Origin of the sequence: Kribbella sp. NPDC003557 (assembly GCF_040610805.1) — a bacterium.
GTDB lineage: Bacteria > Actinomycetota > Actinomycetes > Propionibacteriales > Kribbellaceae > Kribbella.
This window is the reverse complement of record NZ_JBEXMY010000004.1, coordinates 485,173-509,006: the sequence shown is the minus strand read 5'-3', so window position 1 is coordinate 509,006 and position 23,834 is coordinate 485,173. Positions and strand designations below refer to the sequence as shown.

General features: G+C 71.3%; 24 protein-coding genes. 22 read left to right on the top strand and 2 right to left on the bottom strand.

Going from position 1 to position 23,834, the window contains the following annotated elements:
• Window positions 1–27 precede the first annotated feature (27 nt).
• The 15 genes from ABZW60_RS18915 to ABZW60_RS18845 all read left to right on the top strand — a co-directional run bounded on the left by ABZW60_RS18915 (window position 28) and on the right by ABZW60_RS18845 (window position 15,218).
• Window positions 28–657, top strand: a complete 630-nt coding sequence (locus tag ABZW60_RS18915) for a VC0807 family protein (protein WP_355478428.1) — start codon at window positions 28–30, stop codon at window positions 655–657.
• The gene (locus ABZW60_RS18910) at window positions 658–906 is read left to right on the top strand and encodes a hypothetical protein (protein ID WP_355478426.1); all 249 of its coding nucleotides are present in this window, start codon (window positions 658–660) and stop codon (window positions 904–906) included.
• Entirely contained in the window at window positions 903–1,847 is a 945-nt protein-coding gene (locus ABZW60_RS18905) for a hypothetical protein (protein ID WP_355478424.1), read from the top strand. Before ABZW60_RS18910 ends, ABZW60_RS18905 begins: the two co-directional genes overlap by 4 nt.
• Window positions 1,848–1,906: 59 nt before the next feature.
• Complete coding sequence (locus tag ABZW60_RS18900; RefSeq protein ID WP_355478422.1) at window positions 1,907–3,340, top strand: replication-associated recombination protein A; 1,434 nt, start codon at window positions 1,907–1,909, stop codon at window positions 3,338–3,340.
• Between the two features lie 84 nt (window positions 3,341–3,424).
• Window positions 3,425–4,189: an excalibur calcium-binding domain-containing protein gene (locus ABZW60_RS18895; RefSeq protein WP_355478421.1), complete on the top strand. Its 765-nt coding sequence runs from the start codon at window positions 3,425–3,427 to the stop codon at window positions 4,187–4,189.
• 209 nt (window positions 4,190–4,398) lie between these two features.
• Window positions 4,399–4,809: a DUF948 domain-containing protein gene (locus ABZW60_RS18890; protein WP_167209706.1), complete on the top strand. Its 411-nt coding sequence runs from the start codon at window positions 4,399–4,401 to the stop codon at window positions 4,807–4,809.
• Complete coding sequence (locus ABZW60_RS18885; protein ID WP_355478419.1) at window positions 4,806–5,042, top strand: DUF6167 family protein; 237 nt, start codon at window positions 4,806–4,808, stop codon at window positions 5,040–5,042. The genes ABZW60_RS18890 and ABZW60_RS18885 overlap by 4 nt, the downstream gene beginning before the upstream one ends.
• Window positions 5,043–5,047: 5 nt before the next feature.
• Entirely contained in the window at window positions 5,048–7,717 is a 2,670-nt protein-coding gene (alaS, locus tag ABZW60_RS18880; RefSeq protein WP_355478417.1) for an alanine--tRNA ligase, read from the top strand.
• 13 nt (window positions 7,718–7,730) lie between these two features.
• Window positions 7,731–8,189 carry a Holliday junction resolvase RuvX gene (gene ruvX, locus ABZW60_RS18875; RefSeq protein WP_355478416.1) on the top strand — a complete coding sequence of 153 codons (459 nt, stop codon included), beginning with the start codon at window positions 7,731–7,733 and terminating at the stop codon, window positions 8,187–8,189.
• Complete coding sequence (gene mltG, locus ABZW60_RS18870; protein WP_355478414.1) at window positions 8,186–9,379, top strand: endolytic transglycosylase MltG; 1,194 nt, start codon at window positions 8,186–8,188, stop codon at window positions 9,377–9,379. The genes ruvX and mltG overlap by 4 nt, the downstream gene beginning before the upstream one ends.
• A complete protein-coding gene (locus tag ABZW60_RS18865) occupies window positions 9,379–10,203 on the top strand; it encodes a shikimate dehydrogenase (protein ID WP_355478412.1) in 825 nt (274 codons plus the stop codon). The genes mltG and ABZW60_RS18865 overlap by 1 nt, the downstream gene beginning before the upstream one ends.
• Window positions 10,190–11,758 carry an FAD-binding protein gene (locus tag ABZW60_RS18860; protein ID WP_355478410.1) on the top strand — a complete coding sequence of 523 codons (1,569 nt, stop codon included), beginning with the start codon at window positions 10,190–10,192 and terminating at the stop codon, window positions 11,756–11,758. Before ABZW60_RS18865 ends, ABZW60_RS18860 begins: the two co-directional genes overlap by 14 nt.
• Before the next feature lie 14 nt (window positions 11,759–11,772).
• Window positions 11,773–12,825 carry a DUF2330 domain-containing protein gene (locus tag ABZW60_RS18855; protein ID WP_355478409.1) on the top strand — a complete coding sequence of 351 codons (1,053 nt, stop codon included), beginning with the start codon at window positions 11,773–11,775 and terminating at the stop codon, window positions 12,823–12,825.
• 20 nt (window positions 12,826–12,845) lie between these two features.
• On the top strand, window positions 12,846–13,553 hold the full coding sequence (locus ABZW60_RS18850; protein ID WP_355478407.1) for an A24 family peptidase: 708 nt from the start codon (window positions 12,846–12,848) through the stop codon (window positions 13,551–13,553).
• An 87-nt stretch (window positions 13,554–13,640) separates the two neighbouring features.
• A complete protein-coding gene (locus ABZW60_RS18845) occupies window positions 13,641–15,218 on the top strand; it encodes an FAD-binding protein (RefSeq protein WP_355478405.1) in 1,578 nt (525 codons plus the stop codon).
• Here the strand turns inward: ABZW60_RS18845 and ABZW60_RS18840 are convergent, their stop codons facing one another.
• Window positions 15,219–16,334, bottom strand: coding sequence for an ADP-ribosylglycohydrolase family protein (locus ABZW60_RS18840; protein ID WP_355478403.1), 1,116 nt, complete (start codon window positions 16,332–16,334; stop codon window positions 15,219–15,221). It lies immediately after the preceding gene.
• 123 nt (window positions 16,335–16,457) lie between these two features.
• Between ABZW60_RS18840 and ABZW60_RS18835 the strand changes: the two genes are divergently transcribed.
• The 5 genes from ABZW60_RS18835 to ABZW60_RS18815 all read left to right on the top strand — a co-directional run bounded on the left by ABZW60_RS18835 (window position 16,458) and on the right by ABZW60_RS18815 (window position 20,641).
• The gene (locus ABZW60_RS18835; protein WP_355478401.1) at window positions 16,458–16,658 is read left to right on the top strand and encodes a hypothetical protein; all 201 of its coding nucleotides are present in this window, start codon (window positions 16,458–16,460) and stop codon (window positions 16,656–16,658) included.
• A 61-nt stretch (window positions 16,659–16,719) separates the two neighbouring features.
• Complete coding sequence (gene aroC / locus ABZW60_RS18830; protein ID WP_355478399.1) at window positions 16,720–17,919, top strand: chorismate synthase; 1,200 nt, start codon at window positions 16,720–16,722, stop codon at window positions 17,917–17,919.
• On the top strand, window positions 17,916–18,416 hold the full coding sequence (locus ABZW60_RS18825; RefSeq protein WP_355478397.1) for a shikimate kinase: 501 nt from the start codon (window positions 17,916–17,918) through the stop codon (window positions 18,414–18,416). The genes aroC and ABZW60_RS18825 overlap by 4 nt, the downstream gene beginning before the upstream one ends.
• On the top strand, window positions 18,413–19,522 hold the full coding sequence (gene aroB / locus ABZW60_RS18820) for a 3-dehydroquinate synthase (RefSeq protein WP_355478395.1): 1,110 nt from the start codon (window positions 18,413–18,415) through the stop codon (window positions 19,520–19,522). The genes ABZW60_RS18825 and aroB overlap by 4 nt, the downstream gene beginning before the upstream one ends.
• A 33-nt stretch (window positions 19,523–19,555) precedes the next feature.
• On the top strand, window positions 19,556–20,641 hold the full coding sequence (locus ABZW60_RS18815) for a Gfo/Idh/MocA family oxidoreductase (RefSeq protein ID WP_355478393.1): 1,086 nt from the start codon (window positions 19,556–19,558) through the stop codon (window positions 20,639–20,641).
• Here the strand turns inward: ABZW60_RS18815 and ABZW60_RS18810 are convergent.
• Complete coding sequence (locus ABZW60_RS18810) at window positions 20,638–22,566, bottom strand: AAA family ATPase (protein ID WP_355478391.1); 1,929 nt, start codon at window positions 22,564–22,566, stop codon at window positions 20,638–20,640. The genes ABZW60_RS18815 and ABZW60_RS18810 overlap by 4 nt on opposite strands.
• Before the next feature lie 56 nt (window positions 22,567–22,622).
• Between ABZW60_RS18810 and ABZW60_RS18805 the strand changes: the two genes are divergently transcribed.
• Both ABZW60_RS18805 and aroQ read left to right on the top strand, forming a co-directional pair.
• On the top strand, window positions 22,623–23,210 hold the full coding sequence (locus tag ABZW60_RS18805; protein WP_355478389.1) for a TetR family transcriptional regulator: 588 nt from the start codon (window positions 22,623–22,625) through the stop codon (window positions 23,208–23,210).
• 14 nt (window positions 23,211–23,224) lie between these two features.
• Window positions 23,225–23,662, top strand: a complete 438-nt coding sequence (gene aroQ, locus ABZW60_RS18800; RefSeq protein ID WP_355479055.1) for a type II 3-dehydroquinate dehydratase — start codon at window positions 23,225–23,227, stop codon at window positions 23,660–23,662.
• The last annotated feature ends 172 nt before the right edge of the window (window positions 23,663–23,834 follow it).

The following is a 23,834-nucleotide window of genomic DNA, read 5'->3' as shown; positions in this document are numbered from 1 at the left end:
GGCGGCTCCGTCGGCGAAGCTCGCCGCATGCCCACGCACAAAGGCCCCTGGCTGCTCGTCGTCGACATCGCGATCCCGCTCGTCCTCTTCTACGGTCTCAAAGCGCTCGGGGCGAGTGACCTGACCGCGCTGCTCGTCGGCGTGGTCCCGGGACTGATCAGCTCGGCGGTGTCGCTGGCGCGCACCCGGCGGACGGACCTGGTCGGGATGGCCGTGGTGATCAGCATGGTGGCGAGCACGGTCGTCGCCGTGATGGGCGGGGACGCGCGGCTGCTGCTGGTCCGCAACGCCTGGATCAGCCTGCCGTTCGCCGGCCTCACGCTGTGGTCGCTGCGGCACCCGCAGCCGCTGACGTACGTCGTGACCCGCGCGATGTTCGCGCCGCGGGCGGCCGTGATGGATCGGCTCTGGGAGACGAACGCGCGCTTCCGCGACGCGTGGAAGTGGATCACCGTGTGGTGGGGGATCGCGACGATCGTCGACGGGATCGTGCGGGTGGTGGTGGCGTACACGCTGCCGATCTCCGTCGTCCCGGCGACCGACCCGGTGATCACCGTGGCGACCATCGTCGTCCTCCAGATCCCGACGCTGGTCCTGCTCCGGCGCAGCGGCACGTGGCACCTCGTGTTCGCCCCTCGGCGTTCTACAGTCGGGTGAGTGACCGACTACGTTTCGCAAGAACGCATGCGTCAGTTGACCGACAGCGGACAGGCGGCGTCGATGCTCCCCGGCCTGGAGATCGGTCCGACCTGGTACGACGGGCGCTGGTGGTACGTCCCGGTCGAAGCCCCGGACGACGCCGACTACCAGCCGGCCGACCCGGAGAAGGCCGAGAGCTTCGACCGTCTCAAGCGCAGGGCCGACGCCATCGAACAGGTACAGGCCGAGCTGGACGGCCGCCAATGACGCCGAGCACCGAGCGAGCGGAGCCGGTCCGCGAAGAGGTCGCCGCCGCGCGACAGGTCGTGGACCTGTTCGCCACCGAGGCCCTGCTCGCGCTCGACCGGTACCAGCGCTCCCTCCCGCCGGACGCCCCGGACCGTGCCCAGCAGACCGCGGACCGGCTGGCGCACTGGTGGCGCGAGCTCGACCTCGACGATCTCCCTCTCGACCGGGCCGGCGGGGATGCCGAGCAGATCCTCGTGAAGGCCGCCGACCTGTGCTTCGATCCCGAGAACCGTGAGGGTCTGGACCTCGACGAGGCCGCCGCGCTGGCGAACACCGAGCCTTCGATGGAAGGTCGCGAGCCGCCGACCAAGCGCATCGCGGACTTCCGGAAGCAGTTCGAGCAGGCGTACGGCGGACGTGCGGGTGAACCGGCGAACGACGACACCTGGCTGGCCGAGTCGCTGACCCGGCTCGCCCGGGCGAACCTGCTCCGCACCGTGGTCGAGTCGGGCGCCAGGGTCCGGGTCAGCGAACCGCTCCGCCAGGCGGCCGACGTACTCGTCGAGCAGGGCCGGCAGCTGACGGGCGACCGGCTGGACCTCGCCCGGAGCTACGACCGGCCGATCGACCGGAGCGAACAGCGGGCCGAGAAGGGCCGTCTGACCGGGCAGTACGCCCTCGCGAGCCTGGGCGTCAATGCCGTCAGCACGCTCACCGGCTCACCCACGATGACTCTCGCCGCCCATGTGCCTCTGGTCGCGGCGTACATCCACGACTTCCTGCGGCTCCGCCGCGATCAGCAGGAGGCGATCGCGACCCAGCACGATCCTGCCCAGGACCAGCTCCGGTTCGACCGTGGCGACATGGTGAACACCCTCGGCACGGCGCCGCCCGCCACCCGCCGTGACCTCCGCGCCGTCCGGGACGCCGCCAACCGCCGCAACGGGCCGGGCCGGTAGCGCTGCCTGCGCAAGCGGTCGCGAGCGGGGATGTCGGTGGGGCTGGTTAGGCTTCTGGCGTGAGTGATGGGTTGTTCGATCTTCCTGGTGCGCCGGCGCCTGCCCGTGGTGGCGGGAGTTTGGCGGACATGGACCACACCGCGGCCCCGCTGGCGGTGCGGATGCGGCCGCGGAGTCTGGACGAGCTGGTGGGGCAGCAGCACCTGCTGGCGCCGGGCTCGCCGCTGCGGCGGCTGGTGGAGGGCGACCAGCCGATGTCGCTGCTGCTCTGGGGTCCTCCGGGGACGGGGAAGACCACGATCGCGGCGGTGGTGTCGCACCAGACCAACCGGAAGTTCGTCGAGCTGTCGGCGGTCACCGCGGGCGTGAAGGACGTGCGGCAGGTGATCGACGGCGCGCGCCGGGATCTGTCCCGCGCGACGGGTGCGGTCGAGACGGTGCTGTTCATCGACGAGGTGCATCGCTTCACGAAGGCCCAGCAAGACGCGTTGCTGCCTGGTGTCGAGAACCGTTGGGTCACTCTGGTCGCCGCCACGACCGAGAATCCGTTCTTCAGTGTCATCTCGCCGCTGTTGTCGCGCAGCCTGCTGCTCACGCTGGAGTCGCTGACCGACGACGACATCTCCTTGTTGCTCGACCGTGCGCTGGTCGATGAGCGTGGGCTGGACGACGAGTTCGAGCTGGCCGCCGACGCCCGGGACCACCTGCTACGGATGGCCGGCGGCGACGCCCGCCGGGCCCTTACCTATCTGGAAGCAGCCGCAGGCGGAGCCCGCGCGAAGCATGAGCAGGCCGTGAAGTACGCGAAGGCCGAAGCCGACGACGAGGCCGAAGCGGACAAGCCGGCTGAGCGGGCGTTGATCGATCTCGTCACGTTGGAGACCGCCGTCGACCGGGCCGCGGTGCGGTACGACCGGGCGGGCGATCAGCACTACGACGTGGCGTCGGCGTTGATCAAGTCGATCCGGGGGTCCGACGTGGACGCCGCGATGCACTACCTGGCCCGGATGATCGAGGCGGGGGAGGACCCGCGGTTCATCGCGCGCCGGCTGGTGATCTCGGCCAGTGAGGACATCGGCATGGGCGACCCGACCGCGCTCGGTGTCGCGGTCGCGGCCGCCGAGGCGGTGCAGCTCATCGGTATGCCGGAGGCGCGGATCAACCTCGCGCAGGCGGTCGTCGCGCTGGCGCTCGCGCCGAAGTCCAACGCGGTGATCACGGCCGTCGACGCGGCGATCGCGGATGTGAAGGCCGGCAAGGTCGGCCCGGTCCCGCCGCACCTGCGGGACGCGCACTACGCCGGCGCGAAGAAGCTCGGCCACGGGTCGTCGTACCAGTACTCCCACGACGACCCGCGCGGCATCGTCCCGCAGCAGTACGCCCCCGACGTGATCGACGGCACCGACTACTACAAACCCACCCGCCGCGGCGGCGAAGCGTCGTACGCCGACCGCGTCACCGCCATCCGCAAGATCCTCCGGGACCGCAAGTAGCAGTGCGGGCGCTCACCGTGAGCTTCGATTGAAGCGTATGTATTGGGTAGGCTGCTGCATGGCCTGGGGGTGAAGGGTTTTCTCGTGAGGCAGTTCCGCCTAGGTCGACATGCACGGAAGTTCGGAGCGCGGCACAGTCGCCGGCGCCTACCCCTCCTGAAGCTCGGCGTTGCCGCGGCCGTCGTGGCCGCGGTGGCCGCCGCGTGGTTCTTCGTCCCGACCGGATCGCGCAACACCGCCGAGTCGCAGCCGCCGGCTTCCGCCGAATCCTCGAGCCCGCAGCTCGGCCGGTCGGAAGGTACGTCGCGGTCGAGCGCCCGGCCGTCCATGCCGGTCGGCAAGCCCCTGCAAGCCGGTACGCCGTGGAGCACGACCTGGACCCCGGCCACACCGTGGACAGCAGCCGCGCCGGGCAGCCTGAGCAACGGCACAACGTCGTCCGGCACCCCGAGCGACCCGTCGACCACCGCCCCGACCACCGGCGCGACGGGCAACCCGACGACTCCGACGACGACAGGCCCCACCACGGGCACACCGTCGACAAGCAGCCCCGGTACGACGACCCCGAGCACGACTACCCCGGGCACCACCCCGCCGAGCACCGCTCCGGCCAGCCCGAGCACCAGCCCGAGCGCGACGCCGAGCACCAGCAGCCCGGCCACCACCCCGCCGACCACACCCAGCACGACACCGACCACCACACCGACCACCACACCGGCCGTGGTCTACAACAACTGCGCCGAGGTCCGCGCCGCCGGCAAGGCACCGCTCTACCGCGGCGACCCCGGCTACACCGAAGCCCTCGACCGCAACGGCGACGGCATCGCCTGCGAACGCGGCAGTTCCTGACTTCTCCCCACAGTTTCGCCAGATCTTCGGCCGACACCGACGAGGGGGTTTGGTGGGGGACTGTGATGTGAGGGATGGTGTCCTGGAGCGGAGCGTGACAGGGCCGCGCGATAAGGTCGGGCGGTCCACAATGATGCGGAGAGTCGCGCGGAGTCGCGGAGAGTTCGCGTCAGGTCGCATGAGGTCGCTACGGAAGGTGGATCGTTTCCATGAGCGTCGGTGAAGTCGCGGGGCTGATAGCCGCCTGCGCGCTGCTCATCCTGGTGGGCCTGCTGGCCTATCCGATCCTGAAGCTCGGCAAGGTGTTCGACGAGACCCGGATCATGGTGAAGGGCGTCTCCGACTCCAGTGTCCCGCTGCTCGGCGAGGTGACCACCACGGTGGCGACCACCAACGCCCAGCTGGCGAAGGTGGACACGATCACCGACAACGCGACCACCGTGACGACCAACGCGGCCGCGCTGATGTCGCTGTTCTCGGCCACCGCCGGCGGCCCGCTGGTGAAGGCGGCCGCGTTCACGTACGGCGTGCGCCGGGCGCTCGGTGAGCAGCAGCGCAAGGACGTCGCCAAGCGCGTCAAGGACGAGATGAAGGCCGAGCGGAAGGCGCGGAAGCGGTGAAACGGATCTTCTGGCTGATCATCGGGATCGCCGTCGGCGTGTACGCCGTCACCCGGCTGAAGAAGCGGGCCCAGATCCTCGCTCCGGACAGTGTCCAGGAGTCCGCGGCCAAGCTGGCCGCCGCGGTCCGGCACTTCGGCGACCAGGTCCGCGAGGGCATGGCCGAGCGGGAGACCGAGCTGCGCGACGCGCTGGGCATCGAGAACACCAACGATCGTGAGGACTACCGGTAACACCCATGGAAACCAGTGAGATCAGGCGGCGGTTCCTGCAGTACTTCGAGGACCGCGGCCACACCGTGGTGCCGAGCGCGCCGCTGCCGTCGCCGGACCCGAACCTGCTGTTCAACGTCGCCGGCATGGCCCAGTTCGTCCCGTACTTCGTCGGCCAGCAGACCCCGCCGTACCCGCGGGCGACCAGCGTGCAGAAGTGCGTGCGGACGCTGGACATCGACGAGGTCGGCAAGACCACCCGGCACGGCACGTTCTTCCAGATGAACGGCAACTTCTCCTTCGGCGACTACTTCAAGGAGAAGGCCATCGAGTACGCCTGGGAGCTGGTCACCAAGCCCCAGAACGAGGGCGGCTACGGCTTCGACGAGTCCGTCCTGTACGCCTCGGTGTACTACGAGGACGACGAGGCGATCGACATCTGGAAGCGGGTGGCCGGCCTGCCCGACGACCGGATCGTCCGGCTCGGCATGAAGGACAACTTCTGGTCGATGGGCATCCCCGGCCCGTGCGGCCCGTGCTCGGAGATCCTGATCGACCGCGGCCCGGAGTTCGGCGCGGACCGGGACTGGGAGGCGGGCGACCGCTACCTGGAGTTCTGGAACCTGGTCTTCATGCAGAACATCCGCGGTGAGGGCGGCGGCAAGGACGGCTACCCGATCCTCGGCGAGCTGCCGAAGAAGAACATCGACACCGGTCTCGGCCTGGAGCGGGTGGCGTACCTGCTGCAGGGCGTCGACAACATGTACGAGATCGACGAGATCTACCCGGTGATCGAGAAGGCGACCGAGCTCACCGGCCGCAAGTACGGCGCCGAGCACGCGGACGACGTCCGGTTCCGGGTCGTCGCCGACCACGTCCGCAGCGCGCTGATGCTGATCGGCGACGGCGTGACGCCGGGCAACGAGCAGGGCGGGTACGTGCTGCGCCGCCTGCTGCGCCGGGCGATCCGCTCGATGCGCCTGCTCGGCTACGAGGACCCGAGCCTGGTCGAGCTGCTCCCGGTGAGCCTGGAGCAGATGAAGAAGTCGTACCCGGAGCTGGTCACCGACTTCGGCCGGATCAGCCAGGTCGCGTACGCCGAGGAGGAGGCGTTCCGCCGGACCCTCACGGCCGGTACGACGATCTTCGACGTGGCGGTGCGCGACACCAAGGCGAGTGGTGCGCACCAGCTCGAGGGCGCGAAGGCGTTCCAGCTGCACGACACCTACGGCTTCCCGATCGACCTGACCGTCGAGATGGCGGCCGAGCAGGGCCTGAACGTCGACACCGAGGGCTTCCGCTCGCTGATGAAGGAGCAGCGCGAGCGGGCCAAGGCCGACGCGCGCGCCAAGAAGGCCGGTCACGCGGACACCTCGGGCTACCGGGAGCTGCGGGAGAAGGGCGTCACCGAGTTCACCGGGTACCAGGAGCTGGCGTCGGACTCGCAGGTCCGGGGCCTGCTCCGCGAGGGCGCGGTCGCGCCGTTCGCCGAGCAGGGCGAGACCGTCGAGGTCGTGCTGGAGAAGACCCCGTTCTACGCCGAGTCCGGCGGCCAGATCGCCGACGAGGGCCTGATCACCGGTGACGGCCTGAAGCTGAAGGTGCTCGACGTGCAGCGGCCGGTCAAGGGCCTGATCGTGCACAAGGTCGAGGTCCTCGAGGGCGTCCTGCGTCCGGGTGAGGACGTGCACGCGGCGGTCGACCACGAGTGGCGGGTCTCGGCCTGCCAGGCGCACTCCGGGACGCACGTCGTGCACGCCGCGCTGCGCCAGGTGCTCGGCCCGAACGCGTTGCAGAGCGGTTCGTACAACAAGCCCGGCTACCTGCGGCTCGACTTCGCCTGGTCGTCGGCGCTGGACGCGGCGACCCGCTCGGAGATCGAGGAGGTCGCGAACCTCGCCGTCCGGCAGGACCTCCCGGTGTCGGCGCAGTACATGTCGCTGCCGGAGGCCCGGGAGTGGGGCGCGCTGGCGCTGTTCGGCGAGACCTACGACGAGCAGGTCCGCGTGGTCGAGATCGGCGGGCCGTGGTCGCGTGAGCTCTGCGGTGGCACGCACGTGAAGCACTCGTCGCAGGTCGGCGCGCTGACCGTCACCGGCGAGTCCTCGGTCGGCGCCGGGGTCCGGCGGATCGAGGCGTTCGTCGGCATGGAGGCGCTGCACTACCTCGGCCGCGAGCGGGCGCTGGTCCGGCTGCTGAGCGAGAACCTGAAGGCCCGCCCGGAGGAGCTGCCCGCCAAGGTCGCCGACCTGGCCGAGCGGCTGCGGGTGGCCGAGAAGGAGCTCGAGCGGGTCCGTGCCGCGCGGGTCCTGGAGGCCGCGGCCGAGCTGGCGAAGGAGCCGAAGGACGTCTTCGGCGTCCAGTACGTCGGCCACCGCGCGCCCGACGGCGTGAACGGCGGCGACCTGCGCAAGCTGGCGCTGGACGTCCGCGGCCGGATGGGCAACGACAAGCCGGTCGTGGTCGCCGTACTGAGTGTGAACGACGGCAAGCCCGGTGTGGTGGTCGCGCTCAACGACACCGCCCGCGAGTGGCGGCTGAAGGCCGGTGACCTGGTCCGGGTCGCGGCCGAGAAGCTCGGCGGCCGGGGCGGCGGCAAGGACGACGTCGCACAGGGTGGTGGCACCGACGCCGCCGGTGCCGACGCCGCGCTGAGCGCCGTCGAGCACGCCATCGGTCACCAGGTGACCGGCTGAGAGACGTGAGCAGATGAGACGTGGCGTGCGGATCGCGCTGGACATCGGGGACGCCCGGATCGGCGTCGCCAGCAGCGATCCGCACGGGATCCTGGCCACGCCTGTGGAGACCGTCCGCCGTGGCCCCGGGGATCTGGATAGGATCGCGGCACTCGCCGCCGAACTGGAGGCGTTCGAGATCGTGGTCGGGCTGCCGCGCTCCCTGTCCGGGGGCGAGGGGCCGGCCGCGGTGAAGATCCGGGAGACGGCGGAGCAGGTGCGGGACAAGGTGCACGAGAAGGACACGGGAACGACGGTGCGGCTGGTGGACGAGCGGTTCACCACGGTCACCGCCGAGCGGATGTTGCGGGAACGGGGAAAGAAAGGCGCGAAGCGACGCGCGGTGGTCGACCAGGCCGCGGCGGTCGTGATTCTCCAGCACGCGCTCGATCTCGAGCGCGAGACCGGCAACCCACCCGGGAGGCCCCTGTGAACGGACCGTCGTTGGACGAGCAGACCAATGAGGGTGAGGACCTCGGCAGCGGGCTCGGGCTGCGCGCCGAGTCGCGGGTGGAGCGCCGCGCCAACCGGCGCCGGGCCCGCGGCCGCCGGGCGTTCGGCTGCTTCGCCGGCCTGATCTCGCTGCTCGTCGTCGGTGCCCTGGTGGCCGGCGCGGTGGTCGGCTTCGGCAAGGGCAAGGACAAGCTCGAGGGCCTGTTCTCCGCGCCCGACTACGAGGGCGCCGGCACCGGCACGGTGGTCGTCGAGATCACCAAGGGCCAGGCGACCGCGTCGATCGCGGACACCCTGGAGAAGAAGGAAGTCGTGAAGAGCGCCCGCGCCTTCGAGCGGGTGGCCCGCGACGACCCGCGCTCGCTGCAGATCCAGGCGGCCACCTACACGCTGCGCAAGCACATGTCGGCCAAGGCCGCCCTCGACCTGATGCTGAACACCGCCGAGTCGGTCCGGGTGGCCCGGATCAGCGTCCCGCCCGGCAAGACCAAGGCCGAGGTCGCACTGATCCTGCAGGGCTCGAAGCTGAAGCTGCCGGCCGGTGCCGCCGCGGGCGCGATCGCCAAGCCGGCCACGCTCGGTCTCCCGGCGTATGCGCACAACAACGTCGAGGGCTTCCTGTCCCCGGGGACGTACGACGTGCCGAAGAACGCGACCGCGACCACGATGCTCAAGCTGATGACGGCGGAGTACGCGAAGAACGCGGCCTCGCTGGACCTGGTGAACACGGCGTCGCGGAAGAAGCTCGACCCGTACCAGGCGGTCATCGTGGCCAGCATCATCGGCGCGGAGACGAACAAGTCGCAGGACTACGCCAAGGTCGCCCGGGTGATCTACAACCGGCTGGCGGCCGGGATGAAGCTGCAGATGGACTCGACGGTGCATTACGTCGTCGGCAAGGACGGCGGCGTCTACACCACACCCGAGCAGCGCCGGACGGACTCGCCGTACAACACCTATATGTACAAGGGCCTCCCGCCGACGCCGATCAACTCGCCGACCCGGGACGAGCTGCGGGCCGCGATCAACCCGGCCCAGGGCTCCTGGCTGTACTTCACGCTGGTCAACCTCGACACCGGTGAGACCGCGTTCGCCAACACGGCCGAGGAGCACGAGGTGAACGTGAAGAAGTTCCAGACCTGGTGCCAGGCGCACAAGGGCCGGTGCTGATGACCCGTTGTGCCGTGCTCGGTTCGCCGATCGCGCACTCGTTGTCACCGGCGATGCACCGGGCCGCATACGCCGCCCTCGGCCTGGACTGGCAGTACGACGCCTACGAGGTCGCCGAGGCCGAGCTCGCCGGGTTCGTGGCGGCTCTCGGCCCGGACGTCCGGGGGCTGTCGCTGACGATGCCGCTGAAACGCGTCGCGCTCGACCTGGCCGACACGGTCGACCCGGTCGCGGAGCTGATCGGTGCCGCGAACACGATGGTGTTCGAGCCGGACGGGTCCCGGTCCGTCCACAACACCGACGTGCCGGGCCTGGCGAACGCGTTCGGCGAGCGGGGCATCACGGCGGCCGAGTCCGCCGTCGTGCTGGGCGGGGGAGCGACCGCCGCGTCGACCCTCGCCGCGCTGCGCGGCCTGCGGGTCAGCGAGGTGACCGTCGTCGTCCGGGACGTCTCGAAGGCGGAGCGGCTGCGCGACCTGGCCGCGGAGCTCGGGCTCCGGACGGCGGTCGCGGACTTCTCGCAGGTCGAGCAGATCGGCGGCTTCGACCTGTGCGTGTCGACGCTGCCCGGCGGTGCGGTCGACCCGTGGGCCGAGCACTTCGCCGGTGTCGCGCCGGTGGTGTTCGACGTGGCCTACCACCCGTGGCCGACCAAGCTCGCGATCGCGGCGCACCGCGTCGGTACGGAGTTGTTGAACGGACTTGATCTGCTCGTGCATCAGGCGACCCTCCAGGTCGAGATGATGACGGGTAGGTCGCCGGCTCCTCTGGCGGCCATGAGGGCTGCCGCGCGTGAGGAGCTGGGGGATCGTGAGCCTGCTTGACCGTCGTACCGTTCTGAAGGCCGGCGGTGCCGTTTGGGTCGGTGGAGCGCTCGTGACCGTCGCGGGCTGCGGCGACTCGAAGGACACCGGCGGTACGGCGAGCCCCTCGCAGACCCCGAGCACCGCACCCAGCTCGACGACCGCTCCGCCGAGCGGGACCGCGTCGGCGACGCCCAGCAGCACGGCGAGCGGCACCCCGAGTACGTCGGCACCGACGCAAACCGGGGCCGGGCCGAACTGGAACACCCTCGCCGGCTCGTTGAAGGGCCGCCTGTACCTGCCCTCCACCTCGGGGTACGCCGCCGCGCACCAGCTCTTCAACCCGCGCTGGGACAGCGTCCGCCCGGCCGCCGTGGTGAAGGCGGCGGTGCCGGCCGACGTCCAGAAGGCCATCGACTTCGCCCGTACCAACAAGCTCGTCCTCGTCGCGAAGAGCGGCGGTCACTCGTACGTCGGCGCGTCGACGATCGCCAACGGTCTGCAGCTCGACGTCGGCGGCCTCAAGACGATGAGCTACTCGAACAATGTCCTCACCGTCGGCGCCGGCGCACGCCTGTACGACGTGCACGCGTTCCTCGACCGCTACGGCCGTTCGCTGCCGACCGGCACCTGTCCTACCGTCGGCGTGGCCGGCCTGACCCTCGGCGGCGGGATGGGCGTCCACACCCGGACCTACGGCCTGACCTGCGACCGGGTCGTGGCGATGGGCGTGGTCACCGCGGACGGCAAGGCGCACACCGTCAGTGCTTCCTCCGAGCCCGAGCTGTTCGCCGCGCTGCGCGGCAGTGGCGGGGGCAACCTGGGGGTGGTCACCTCGTTCCAGTTCGCCACGATCCCGGCGACGAAGCTCGGGTTCTTCCGGCTGACCTGGCCGGAGTCGCAGGCCGCGGCCGTCGTCCGCGGCTGGCAGAAGTTCGCCCAGAGCGCCCCGACCACGGTCTGGGGCAACCTGCACATCGATGCCAAGAGCAACGGAACGCTGTCGATCCGGGTACTCGGCGTCTCCACGACCGGCGACGCGACCGCGGCGGCCGCGCAGCTGGAGTCCTTCGTCGGCGCGAAGGCGTCCGCGCGGACGCTCTCGGTCAAGTCGCATCTGGACGCGGTCAAGTACCTCGGCGGCGGTACGACGAGTCCGCGCCAGGGGTTCCTCGCCGGTTCCGACGTGCTCAAGGGCCCGATGGACGCCGCGACGATCACCGCGCTCCTCGGTGCGGTGAAGGCCGCCGCGCGGGCCGCGACACCGGCGTCGGCGATCCTCGACCCGCTCGGCGGGCAAGCCGCGAAGACCCCGGCCGGCGGGTCGTCCTGGCCGTGGCGCAGCGCGCTGGCCGTGATCCAGTGGTACTCCTCGGCGCAGACCAAGGGCGCCCAGACCTTCATCGCGAACGGTCACCGGGCCGTCCGCGCGTTCTCCGCCGGCGCCTACGTGAACTATGTCGAGACCGGCCGGGCGGTCAGCTCGTACTACGGCGCGAGCGCGGCCAAGCTCGACGCCGCGAAGCAGAGGTACGACCCGGCGAACTTCTTCCACACGGCTTACACCCTCGGCTAGCTAGTGTTCGGCCCGTGAAGCTTCAGCGGGTGATCGCGGGTGTGCTGGCCGTCGGATTCGTCGCGGCCGGGGTGACTCCGGCGTGGGCGTGCGCCTGCGGCGGCTACCTGCCGGACGCGCAGTCGGCGGCCCGGGCGTACGGCGAGAACGCGCTCGTGCAGTACTCCGGCGGCACCGAGCAGATCACGCTCTCGATGGCGGTGCGCGGCGCGTCGAAGAAGGCGGCCTGGATCATGCCGGTCCCGGCGGCCGCGAAGGTGGACCTCGGCGAGGACAACTACCTGTTCGACAAGCTCGCGCAGGCGACTAAGCCGAAGCGGGTGGTGAGGACGACGTACTGGCCGTTCCGTGATCTCGGGATCATGGGCAGCGGCCGCGGCGACTCGGCCGGGGCGCCCGCGCCGGGGGCCGGGGTGAACGTCGAGGCGCAGATGCGGCTCGGCCCGTTCGCCGTCACGCGGCTCACCGGATCGAGCGGGACGGCGGTCACGGACTGGCTGCGGACGAACGGGTACGTCGTACCGGCGACGCTGGCCGCGAACCTCACGCCGTACCTGACCGAGAAGTGGGAGATCGTCGCGGTGAAGCTTGCGCCGAAGCGGGACGGCGAGCGCCTGTCCGGCGAGACGCCGCCGCTGCGGCTGACGTTCGCGTCGGACCGGATCGTGTACCCGATGCGGCTGAGCAAGGGCGCGACGACGTGGCAGACGGTGACGGTGTACGTCGCGGCGGAGCACCGGGTGGACGCCACCAAGGTGCCGGACGCCGCGGTCACGCCTGAGCTGCTCTTCGCCGGCCGGGTCGTCCTGGAGGCGCTGCCGAAACCGGCCGACTTCCTGACCGCGTACACGGCGACCTACCGCGAGCCGGGCAACATCACCGACGACTTCACCTTCGCCCGGGCCGCGAACGACGACGAGTACCAGCGGATCACCTACGTCACCCGGAACGAAGGATTCTGGAGCACGGTCGGCGTGCTCCTCGGGTTCGTGCTGCTGCTCGGCGTCGGCGCCGTCGTGCTCGCGCGGGTGCTGGCCCGGCGGGCGGCCGCGCGCGCCGGCCGGTAGATCGTCTAGGGTCGTCGATCGTGCCGGCTGACAACGCGTTGCTCGCTGCCGGGATCGGCGTGGTCGTCTGCGGTCCCGCGGCGGCCCTGCTCGGTCCCTGGCTGATGCGCCGCATTCCCGAGCCGGAGCTGGACGAGGGCGAGACGAAGGTCCGGTACGCGTCGCTGGCCGGCCGCCGGGCGACGCTGTGGTGCGGCGGGCTCGCCGCGGTGGCCGGTGGTCTGCTCGGCTGGTTCCTCGGCCTCGACGCGGTGCTGCCGACGTGGCTCGTGCTGGCGGTGGCCGGCGCGATCCTCGGGTACATCGACGCGCGCACGCGGTTCCTGCCGTCGGTGATCATCTGGCCGACGTACGCCGTGGTCGCGGCCGGGCTGGTGGCCGCCGCGGCGGCGACGGGGGAGTGGGGGTCGTTGCGCCGGGCAGCGATCGCGGGGGCGATCGGGTTCGCGGTGTTCTACGTGTTGTGGTTCGCGTTCCCGCGCGGCGTCGGGTTCGGCGACGTGCGGTTGTCGGGGCTGCTCGGGCTCGCGCTCGGCTGGCTCGGCTGGGGCGAGTTCGCGTCCGGGTTGTACGGCGGGTTCTTCCTCGGCTCGATCGTCGGGATCGTGCTGATCGCGACCCGGGTGATGACCCGCAAACAGATGGTCCCGTTCGGGCCGTTCATGCTCGCCGGGGCGCTGGCCGGCGTCCTGCTGGGCGCCCCGCTGGAGCGGTTGTACGCCGGATAGCGGAGTAGCGGACTCCACCAGATGGTTGATGTGCGGACATGTCCCGCCTTCCTAGGGTCGAAGCATTCGAACTCGGGAGGGAATCAAATGCCAGTCAGTCGTCGTGGTCTTCTGGCCGGAACGGCCGTCGCGGGTGCCGCACTCGCCATCCCCGGTACGGCGTCGGCGGCGCCGGTCGTCGTGGGCGACACGATCGGTCCGGACGACGCCCGGTACCAGGACCTCGTGCTGCGCGGCCAGAACCGCCGCTTCGTCGCGAAACCCGACTACGCGCGGGTGATCAGGTCGACCGAGGACGCCGTCGCGGCCGTGCAGGAGGCGGTCCGGAGCGGCAAGCGGATCGCGGTGCGCGGCGGCGGGCACTGCTTCGAGGACTTCGTCGACAGCAGCGACACCGAGGTGCTGCTCGACATGTCGACGTACGACGCGGTGACCTGGGACCCGCAGCACCGCGCGTTCTCCATCGGGGCGGGCGCGACGCTCGAAACCGTCTACAAGGACCTGTTCTACGGCTGGGGTGTCACGGTGCCCGGCGGCGGGTGCCTGAGCGTGGGCGTCGGCGGTCACTTCGCCGGCGGTGGCTACGGGCCGCTGTCCAGGAAGTACGGCTCGGTCGTCGACCACCTGTACGGCGTGGAGATCGTCGTCGTCGACGCCCGGGGCCGGGCGCGATCGGTCGTCGCGACCCGTGACAACGCCTACCGCGACCTGTGGTGGGCGCATACCGGTGGCGGCGGCGGGAACTTCGGCGTCGTCACGCGCTACCTGATGCGCACCGCCGGCGCGTCCGGCCGGTCACCCGCCGACTCGTTGCCCAAGGCACCGGCCGCGTTGCGGTCCAGCCTCTTGATCTACGACTGGAAGACGATGACCCAGGCCGGGTTCCTGCGGACGGTGCGGAACTGGTTCACGTTCTTCGAGCAGCACAACACCGCCGACTCGCCGTACGCCACGCTCTACGCGCCGTTCATCCTCACCCACTCGTCGGCGGGCCAGTTCCTGCTGTCCAGGCAGATCGACGCGGCCGCGCCCGACTCGGCGGGGCTGATGAACGCGTTCAACGCGGCGATGGTCGCCGGCGTGGACCCGAAGCCGCAGGTGATCGACGTCGGTGAGGGAGCGTTCCTGCACACCACGATGGAGCGGTCGATCGCCGAGACGCCGTCGCCGGGCCGCGGGAAGTACAAGGCCGGCTACCTGAAGAAGGGGTACACCGACGAGCAGATCCTCGCGATGCACCGCGGGCTGACCGACACGACGTACACCGGGCCGGAGTCCTCGGTGCTGCTGATCCCGTACGGCGGCAAGGTGAACACCGTTCCGTCCGGCGCGACCGCCGCCGCGCAGCGGGACGTCGTCGCGAAGATGGTGCTCAGCGCGGCGTGGGACTCCGCGGCCGACGACGACAAGCACATCGCGTGGGCGCGGAAGGTGTATGCCGGGATCTACCGCGGTACGGGCGGTGTCCCGGCGCCGGACGCGATCAACGCCGGGTCGTACATCAACTACCCGGACGTGGATCTGGCCGACCCGGCGTACAACACCTCCGGCGTGCCGTGGCACGACCTGTACTACCTGGGCAACTACCCGCGGCTGCAGCAGATCAAGGCGAAATGGGATCCACGCAACGTGTTCCGCCACAAGCTCTCGATCGAGCCGAAGTAGTCACCAGCCGGGGTAGCGGGTGGTCCACGAGGTGTGCGGGCCGTAGTCGCCGTGCAGCCGCTTCCCCTGGCTGAACTCCAGCGCGAAGTCGTCCGCGAGCTGGAGCATGACCGGGCGCCCCTCGACGGTGAAGACGAGCTCCGCGGGGAGAGCCGTCTCGCCGTGGAGGGCGCCGAGGATGTTCCCGCAGATCGCGCCGGTGGAGTCGCTGTCGCCGGAGTGCGTGACCGCCAGCGCGAGGGCGTCGAGGAACTGCTCGGGCTCGGGGTAGGACAAGGCAGCGAAGACGGCGATCGCGAGCGCCTCCTCGGCGACCCAGCCGCCGCCGAGGCGCTCGACCGTGACCGGTCCGGCCGGTGCCGTCGCCGCGAGGTGCCTGGCGAGCGCGAGCGCCGTACTGGTCTCCTCGTGGTCCTCGTGCTGGACGAGGAGGCTGGTGGCGTGGGTGATCGCGTCGTCGAGGCTCGCGCCGGCACACAGCTCACGGATGATCGCGGCCAGCGCGCCGGACGCGAGCTTGCCGGTCGGGTGACCGTGCGTGTACCCGGCGGCGGTCGCGGCCGAGTCGAACACCCAGTCTGCCGGGAAGTAGTCCGGCAGCAGCCCGAACGGCGCGACCCGCATCACGCCGCCGCAGCCCTTCGAGTCGTTGACGGCCTGGTCGCCGTACTGCGGGATGCGCGGCTCTCCCTTGCGGGCCTCGGTCAACGCGGTCAGGCAGGTGTTGCCCGGCGCGCGGCGCGCGTACAGCCACTGCTCGCCCAGCAGCCAGCCGTCGGGCTCGCCGGTCGGACCCGGGAGGTTCTGGGTGTCGAGCCACCGGTCGTACGCGTGCTGGACGACCGCCACGGTGAAGCCGAGCCCGCGGTCGGTCCGCACGCTCGCCCGGATCAGGCCTTCCATCGTGAACAGCGTCATCTGGGTGTCGTCGGTGATCGTCCCCGGCGGCCAGCCCGGCCCGCCATCGACGAAGGCCCGCACACGATCCGGGTGCTTCGCGACGATCGACCGACCATCCTCGAACTCGACCGGCCCGCCCAGCGCATCCCCGATCGCCCCGCCCAGCAGGCACCCCCGCACCCGCGCCCGCCACGTCTCCTCCACCTGCCGTGTCATGCGAGGACCCTATAAGGGGTGGTGCCAGCGCTACCCCCAAGACGGGATCTGGAGCCAGTTCGCGTGGCGCTCGCGGCTTCTACGGTCGTTGGTAACAGAAACCGATCGTTCAAGGAGCGCACGATGACCCCCGCATTCCGTCGTACCGCCGGGCGCCTGGCCGCGGCGGCCCTCGCCACGGCCGCCCTCACGGGCGCCGCGATCGCCGGCGGTCAGGCAGCCACTGCCAGTACCAGCTGCGCCGACTCCCCGATCGCCAAGACCTTCAACGCCGTCCTCGCGGTCCGCACCGGCCCGACCCAGGAGAACCAGGCCTGCGACTGAGCCGGTGCCCACTCTGAGACCGCTGTCTGGGAGCTGGGACAGGCGTGAAAGAATCGGGCCCATGCTGCGCTGGCTCACCGCCGGCGAGTCGCACGGACAAGCGCTCGTCGCCGTACTCGAAGGTCTTCCCGCAGGCGTTCAGGTCACCACGGATGACGTGGCCGACGCCCTGGCCCGTCGTCGCCTGGGCTACGGCCGCGGCGCCCGGATGAAGTTCGAGCGGGACGAGGTGACGTTCGTCGGCGGGTTCCGGCACGGGCTGACCCTCGGCAGCCCGGTCGCGATCCAGGTCGGGAACACCGAGTGGCCCAAGTGGCAGCAGGTGATGAGCGCCGACCCGGTCGACGCCGAGACGCTCGACGGCCTGGCCCGGAACGCGCCGCTGACCCGGCCGCGGCCCGGCCACGCCGACCTGGCCGGCATGCAGAAGTACGGCTTCGACGAGGCCCGCCCGGTGCTCGAGCGGGCCAGCGCCCGCGAGACCGCGGCCCGGGTCGCGCTCGGCGAGGTCGCGGCCCGCTTCCTGCGCCAGGCGTACGGCGTGACGATCGTCAGCCACGTCGTCGAGCTCGGCACCGTGAAGGCGCCGTACGGCGTGATCCCGGCGGCTGGCGACGTCGCGAAGCTGGACACCGACCCGGTGCGCTGCCTCGACCCGGACGCGAGCAAGCAGATGGTGGCCGAGATCGACGCCGCGCAGAAGGCCGGCGACACCCTCGGCGGCGTCGTCGAGGTCGTCGTCGACGGTCTCCCGCCGGGCCTCGGCAGCTACGTGCATTGGGACCGCCGCCTCGACTCCAAGCTGGCCGGCGCGTTGATGGGCATCCAGGCGATCAAGGGCGTCGAGCTCGGCGACGGCTTCGAGCTGGCCCGGACGCCGGGCTCCCAGGCGCACGACGAGATCGTCGCCGAGGACGGCACGGTCCGGCGGACCAGCGGGCGATCGGGCGGCACCGAGGGCGGGATGAGCACCGGCGAGACGCTCCGGGTGCGGGCCGCGATGAAGCCGATCGCGACCGTTCCGCGGGCGCTGCGCACGATCGACACCGCCACCGGCGAGGCCGCCGCGGCGCACCACCAGCGCTCGGACGTCTGCGCCGTGCCCGCGGCCGGTATCGTCGCCGAGGCGATGGTCGCGCTGGTGCTGGCCGAGGTGTCGCTGGAGAAATTCGGCGGCGACTCGGTCGCGGAGACCGCGCGCAACCACCAGTCCTACCTGGCGAACCTGCCGGCCACGATCACCCCGCGGGAGTGGGAGTGAGCCCGGTCGTCGTCCTGGTCGGCCCGCCCGGATCGGGCAAGTCCACGATCGCGGCGCTGCTGGCCGGGCGGTTGAACGTCCGGCACCGCGACACCGACGCCGACATCGAGGCCGCCGCCGGCAAGCCGATCTCGGAGATCTTCGTCGACGAGGGCGAACCGCACTTCCGCGCGCTCGAGCGGGCCGCGATCGTCACGGCGCTGCAGGCCGACGGTGAGGTGCTGTCGCTCGGCGGCGGCGCGATCCTCGACGCCGACACCCGCGCGAACCTGGCCGGCCACGCCGTGATCTTCCTCGACGTCAGCCTGGCCGAGGCGACCAAGCGTGTCGGCCTGAGCGTCGCCCGGCCGTTGCTGCTCGGCAACGTTCGCACCCAGCTCCGCAACCTGATGGAGGCCCGGCGTCCGCTGTACGCCGAGGTCGCCAAGCTGACCGTGATGACCGACGGCAAGCCCCCCGAGCAGATCGCGGACGAGATCCTGGAGCACCTCGCATGACCGACGGCGCGGCCGGGCCGACACGGATCCGGGTCGCCGCGGCGGCTCCCTACGACGTTGTCATCGGCAACAACTTGCTGGGCGAGCTGCCGGGGCTGCTGGGCGAGGGCGTGCAACGGGTGGCCGTCGTCCATCCCCGCGCGCTGCGCGAGACCGGCGACGCGATCCGTGACGACCTGACCGGGTCCGGCTTCACCGCGCACGCGATCGAGATCCCGGACGCCGAGGAGGCCAAGACCGCCGAGGTGCTGGCCTACTGCTGGTCGGTCCTCGGGCAGGCCGGCTTCACCCGCTCGGACGCGATCGTCAGCGTCGGCGGGGGCACGACGACCGACCTCGCCGGGTTCGTCGCGGCCACCTGGCTGCGCGGCGTGAAGGTCGTGCACATCCCGACCACCCTGCTCGGCATGGTCGACGCGGCCGTCGGCGGCAAGACCGGGATCAACACCGCCGAGGGCAAGAACCTGGTGGGCGCGTTCTGGGAGCCGGCCGGTGTGCTGTGCGACCTGGCCGCGCTGGAGACGCTGCCGGTCAACGACTACGTCAGCGGGCTCGCCGAGGTCGTGAAGTGCGGCTTCATCGCCGACCCGGTGATCCTCGACCTGGTCGAGAAGGACCCGGCCGCCGCCACCAGCCCGTCGTACGGCGCGACCGAGGAGCTGATCGCCCGGTCGATCCAGGTCAAGGCCGACACCGTCGGCGCGGACCTGCGGGAGCGGACCACGACGGCCGGCGGCAGGATCGGGCGCGAGGCGCTGAACTACGGGCACACGCTCGGCCACGCGATCGAGCGCGTCGAGCGGTACAAGTGGCGCCACGGCGCCGCGATCAGCATCGGCATGGTGTTCGTCGCCGAGCTCGCCCGCGCGGCCGGCCGGCTCGACGACGCGACCGCCGACCGGCACCGCGCCGTGCTGGAGTCGCTCGGCCTGCCGACCAGCTACCGCGCGGACGCCTGGCCGCACCTGCAGGACGCGATGAAGCTCGACAAGAAGACCCGGGCCGACCGGCTGCGGTTCGTCGTCCTGGACGCGCTGGCGAAGCCCACCATCCTGGAGGCTCCCGACCCGAGCCTGTTGGTCGCGGCCTACGGCGAGATCAGTTAGGGTTCTGGAAACGCCTCGGAAAGGGCTTTCCATATGACTGACCGCAAGCACCGGATCGCGATCGTCGGGACCGGTGGGATCGCGGGCTCGCACGCCCGGGCCGTCGCCGCGCTGCCGGACCGGGCCGAGCTGGTGGCCGCCGTCGACGTCGACCTGGACCGGGCGAAGGAGTTCGCCGACCGGTGGAACATCCCGGCGACGTACCCGAGCCTGACCGAGCTGCTCGCGGCCGGGCAGGTCGATCTCGTCCACCTGTGCACGCCGCCGAACTCGCACGTCCCGCTGGCGGCCGAATGCCTCGCCGCGGATGTCGACGTGTATCTGGAGAAGCCGCCGACGCTGTCGCTCGACGAGTTCGACGCGCTGCTGGCCGCGGAGGAGAAGTCCGCGGCGCAGGTGGCGTGCGTGTTCCAGCACCGCTTCGGATCCGGCGCGGTGCGGCTGCGCGAGCTGCTCGCCGACGGCGTCCTCGGCCGCCCGTTGGTTGCCCTGTGCAACACCGTCTGGTACCGCGACGACGAGTACTTCGCGGCGCCGTGGCGGGGCACGTTCGACGTCGAGGGCGGCGGCCCGACGATGGGGCACGGGATCCACCAGTACGACCTGCTGCTGTCCGTCCTCGGCCCGTGGGAGAAGGTGGCCGCGCTCGCCGCCCGGCAGGCCCGTCCGACGCAGACCGAGGACGTGTCGATGGCGCTCGTGACGTTCGAGAACGGCGCGGTCGCGTCGGTCGTCAACTCGCTGGTGTCCGCCCGGCAGACGTCGCAGCTCCGCTTCGACTGCGAGAACGCGACCGTCGAGCTGGAGCACCTCTACGGGTACAAGAACCCTGACTGGACGATCACGCCGGCGCCGGGCCACGACGACGTCGCGGCCGCCTGGTCGGCCGACCTGCCCGACGTTGCGAGTGGTCACACCGCGCAGCTCGCCGCGATCCTCGACGCCAAGGCCGCGGGCGAGCCGACGCCGGTGACGCTCGCCGAGGCGCGGAACACGCTCGAACTCGCCGCGGCGATCTACGCGTCCGCGTTCACCGACAAGCCGGTCCGCCGCGGTGAGCTCGGCCACGGCACGCCGTACGCACAGCGCATGGGCGGCCCCGGCGCCCCCTGGGCCTAGAGCTCGGGCGGGAGGTCCCGGCTGTGCAGGATGTCCAGCCGGGACACGGCCCGGGTGAGAACGACGTACAGCCGGTTCAGGCCGCGCGGCTCGGCGGCGACGATCTCGGCCGGTTCGAGGGCGATCACGTGGTCGTACTCGAGCCCCTTGGCCAGGCTCGCCGGTACGACGGTCACGCGGCCGTCGCCGTCCGCCGCGGCGGTCTCGATCCCGGCGGCCTTCAGCGCGTCGCCGAGCGCGGGGAGCTGGTGATCGGCCGCGATGACGCCGACCGAGCCCTCGGTGCCGAGCGCGCGCCGTACGGTCTCGACGGCCGCGGCCTCAAGGTCGTCGACCCGGGTGACGGTGAGCTCACCGTCGGAGCGGTACGACGTGGTCGGCGGAACGTCGACGTCGAGCGCGGCCAGCAAGCGGTTCGCCAGCTCGACCACGGTCGCCGGGACGCGGTAACCGGTGCTCAGTGCAACGATCTCCGCGGCCGGCTTCCCGAGCTGAGCGAGCTGCGTCTCCCAGTCGGTCGCGGCCCACGCCGACGTTCCCTGCGCCAGATCGCCGAGCACGGTGATCGAGCTGTGCTCGCTGCGCCGCGCGATCGCCCGGCACTGCATGGGGGAGAGGTCCTGCGCCTCGTCCACGATCACATGCCCGTACGTCGGCGGGCGCTCGAGCAACGCACCCACCTCGTCGAGCAGTACGGCGTCCGCCGCCGTCCAGCGGGCGCTCTTCGCCTTGCGCGGCCGCGGCCAGGCGATCGCGCGCTGCTCGTCCGGTGTCAGGATGCCCACCCGGCCGGGATCGCTCAGGTACTCGGCCAGCACCTCGTCGGCCTTCAGTTGCGGCCACACCGCGTCGACGGACGGCGTCACGGCGCGGGCCATCCGCCGCAGCCAGGCGCCGTTGCAGTTCTGCCCGCGCGCCTCGGCCTGCCGTTGCAGCGCCGCGACGAGCCGGGCGACGACGCGCTCGCGCCCGCTCAGGTACGTCGTCGCCTCGGCCTCGGCCACCATCTCGGCGAACTCGTGCTGGTTGACCCGCCACTTGTACGACTCGTCGTTCACCACGACCGCCTGCTCGGGCCGGACGATCCGGTCGTACACCGCCTTCCGCAGGACGTCGGCCATCCGGGCGTCGTGCTTGACCGCGGCCGCCGCCGGATCGTCGGTCGCGCGGACCTCGCGGTCCAGCAGTAGCTCGATCGTGGTCTGCTCGACGTTCACCTCGCCGAGTGTCGGGAGCACGGCGGAGATGTAGTGCAGGAACGCCCGGTTCGGCCCGAGGACGAGGACGCCGGTGCGTTCGAGCCGTGAGCGGTGCGCGTACAGGAGATAGGCGGCACGGTGCAGGCCGACCGCGGTCTTGCCGGTGCCCGGCGCGCCCTGGACGCAGACCGAGACGTCGAGGCCGGTCCGGACCAGCGCGTCCTGCTCGGGCTGGATCGTGGCGACGATGTCCCGCATCGGACCGACCCGGGCGCGTTCGATCTCCCGCCGGACGAGCCGGCCTGTGGACGGCGTCCCTGACCGGAGGTGTTCGTCCTCGAAGCTGGTGAGCGCGCCGGCCGACCAGCCGAAGCGGCGGCGGGTGTCGATGCCGCGCGGCTCGACGGCCGACGCCTGGTAGAACGCCGCCGAGACCGGCGCGCGCCAGTCGATCACCATCGGCGGCCGGCCGATCGCGTCCGCGATGTGCCGGCGCCCGAGGTAGTAGGTCTGGCGGCTGTGCTCGCCGAAGAACGGCGGGTTGTCGCCCTCCTCGCCGATGTCCCGGGCGAGTGTCTTGAGGTAGAAGCCGAGCCGCTCGGCCGTGTACCGGTCGCCCCAGGTGTGCTCGCCGACCGCCACGTTCTCGCGCGCGCCGGCGACCATCCGGCGCAGCGCCTCCCGGCACCGCCCGGCGTACGCACGCTCTTCGGTGATGTCCCGCATCCGCCCTCCACAAAAGATTAACTCGGTCAATCTTTTGCCTAGGTTAACATGCGTGTGTGACCGGACTTCGCGAGCGGAAGAAGCAGCAGACGCACGACGCCCTGTCCGAGGCCGCGATCGCGCTGTTCCTGGCGCGCGGCTTCGACGAGGTGTCGGTGACCGACATCGCCGAGGCCGCCAACGTCTCCAAGCCGACGCTGTTCAAGTACTTCCCGACCAAGCAGGACCTCGTGTTGCACCGGATCGCCGACCACCGGCACGAGTCCGCCCGCGTCGTCGCGGCGGCCGCGGTCCCACCGGTCCGGGCGCTGCGCGAGCACTTCCTCGCCGGGCTCGTCGCCCGCGACCCGATCACCGGCCTGAACGACCATCCGCAGGTCCTCGCGTACTACCGGCTCGTCTTCACCACGCCCGCGTTGGCGACCCGGCTCCACCAGTTCATGGACGACGACGAGCGCGCGCTCGCGGCCGCGCTCGGAGGCGATCTCGCCGGCGAACTCCTGGCCGCGCAGGTGGTGTCGGTCCAGCGGGTCCTGTCCCGCCGCAACTGGGCCGTCGTCGACGCCGGTCAGCCCGCCGACGACCGCTACCTGGACGCGGTGACCGAAGCCGAAACGGCCTTCGACGGGCTGCCGCTAGGGTGAGTGCTGTGACAGATGTGAGCAGGCGTGTGCTGGTGCTGAACGGGCCGAACCTCGGGCGGCTGGGGTCGCGGGAGCCGGAGAAGTACGGTACGACGACCTTCGCCGAGCTGGTCGGGGTGTGCGAGAAGACCGGCGCCGAGCTCGGGCTCGAGGTCGAGGTGCGGCAGACCGACGACGAGGCCGAACTGGTCGGCTGGCTGCACGAGGCGGCCGACGGCCGGACGCCGGTCGTCCTCAACCCGGCCGCGTTCACCCACTACTCGTACTCGCTGCGGGACGCGATCGCCCAGCGCACCGCCCCGTTGATCGAGATCCACCTCACCAACCCCGCCACCCGCGAGGACTTCCGCCACACCAGCGTCGTCGCCGGCGTCGCCACCGGCACCATCGCCGGCTTCGGCCTCGACTCCTACCGCCTCGCCCTCCGCGCCCTCACCACGCTCGCTTCATAACCAAACTGCCCTTTCGGGCATCAAATGGTTGTGGGCAGCTTTCGGACCGCCGAACGGGACGGGCCGACGGTCCGGCCGCACGATCGGGAGGACAACGACGACTTGGGGGTTCGTGTGACGAGGCAACATCTTGGGCAACCTGTCGGGGACCATCGTGGGGACAGTGGCGGGG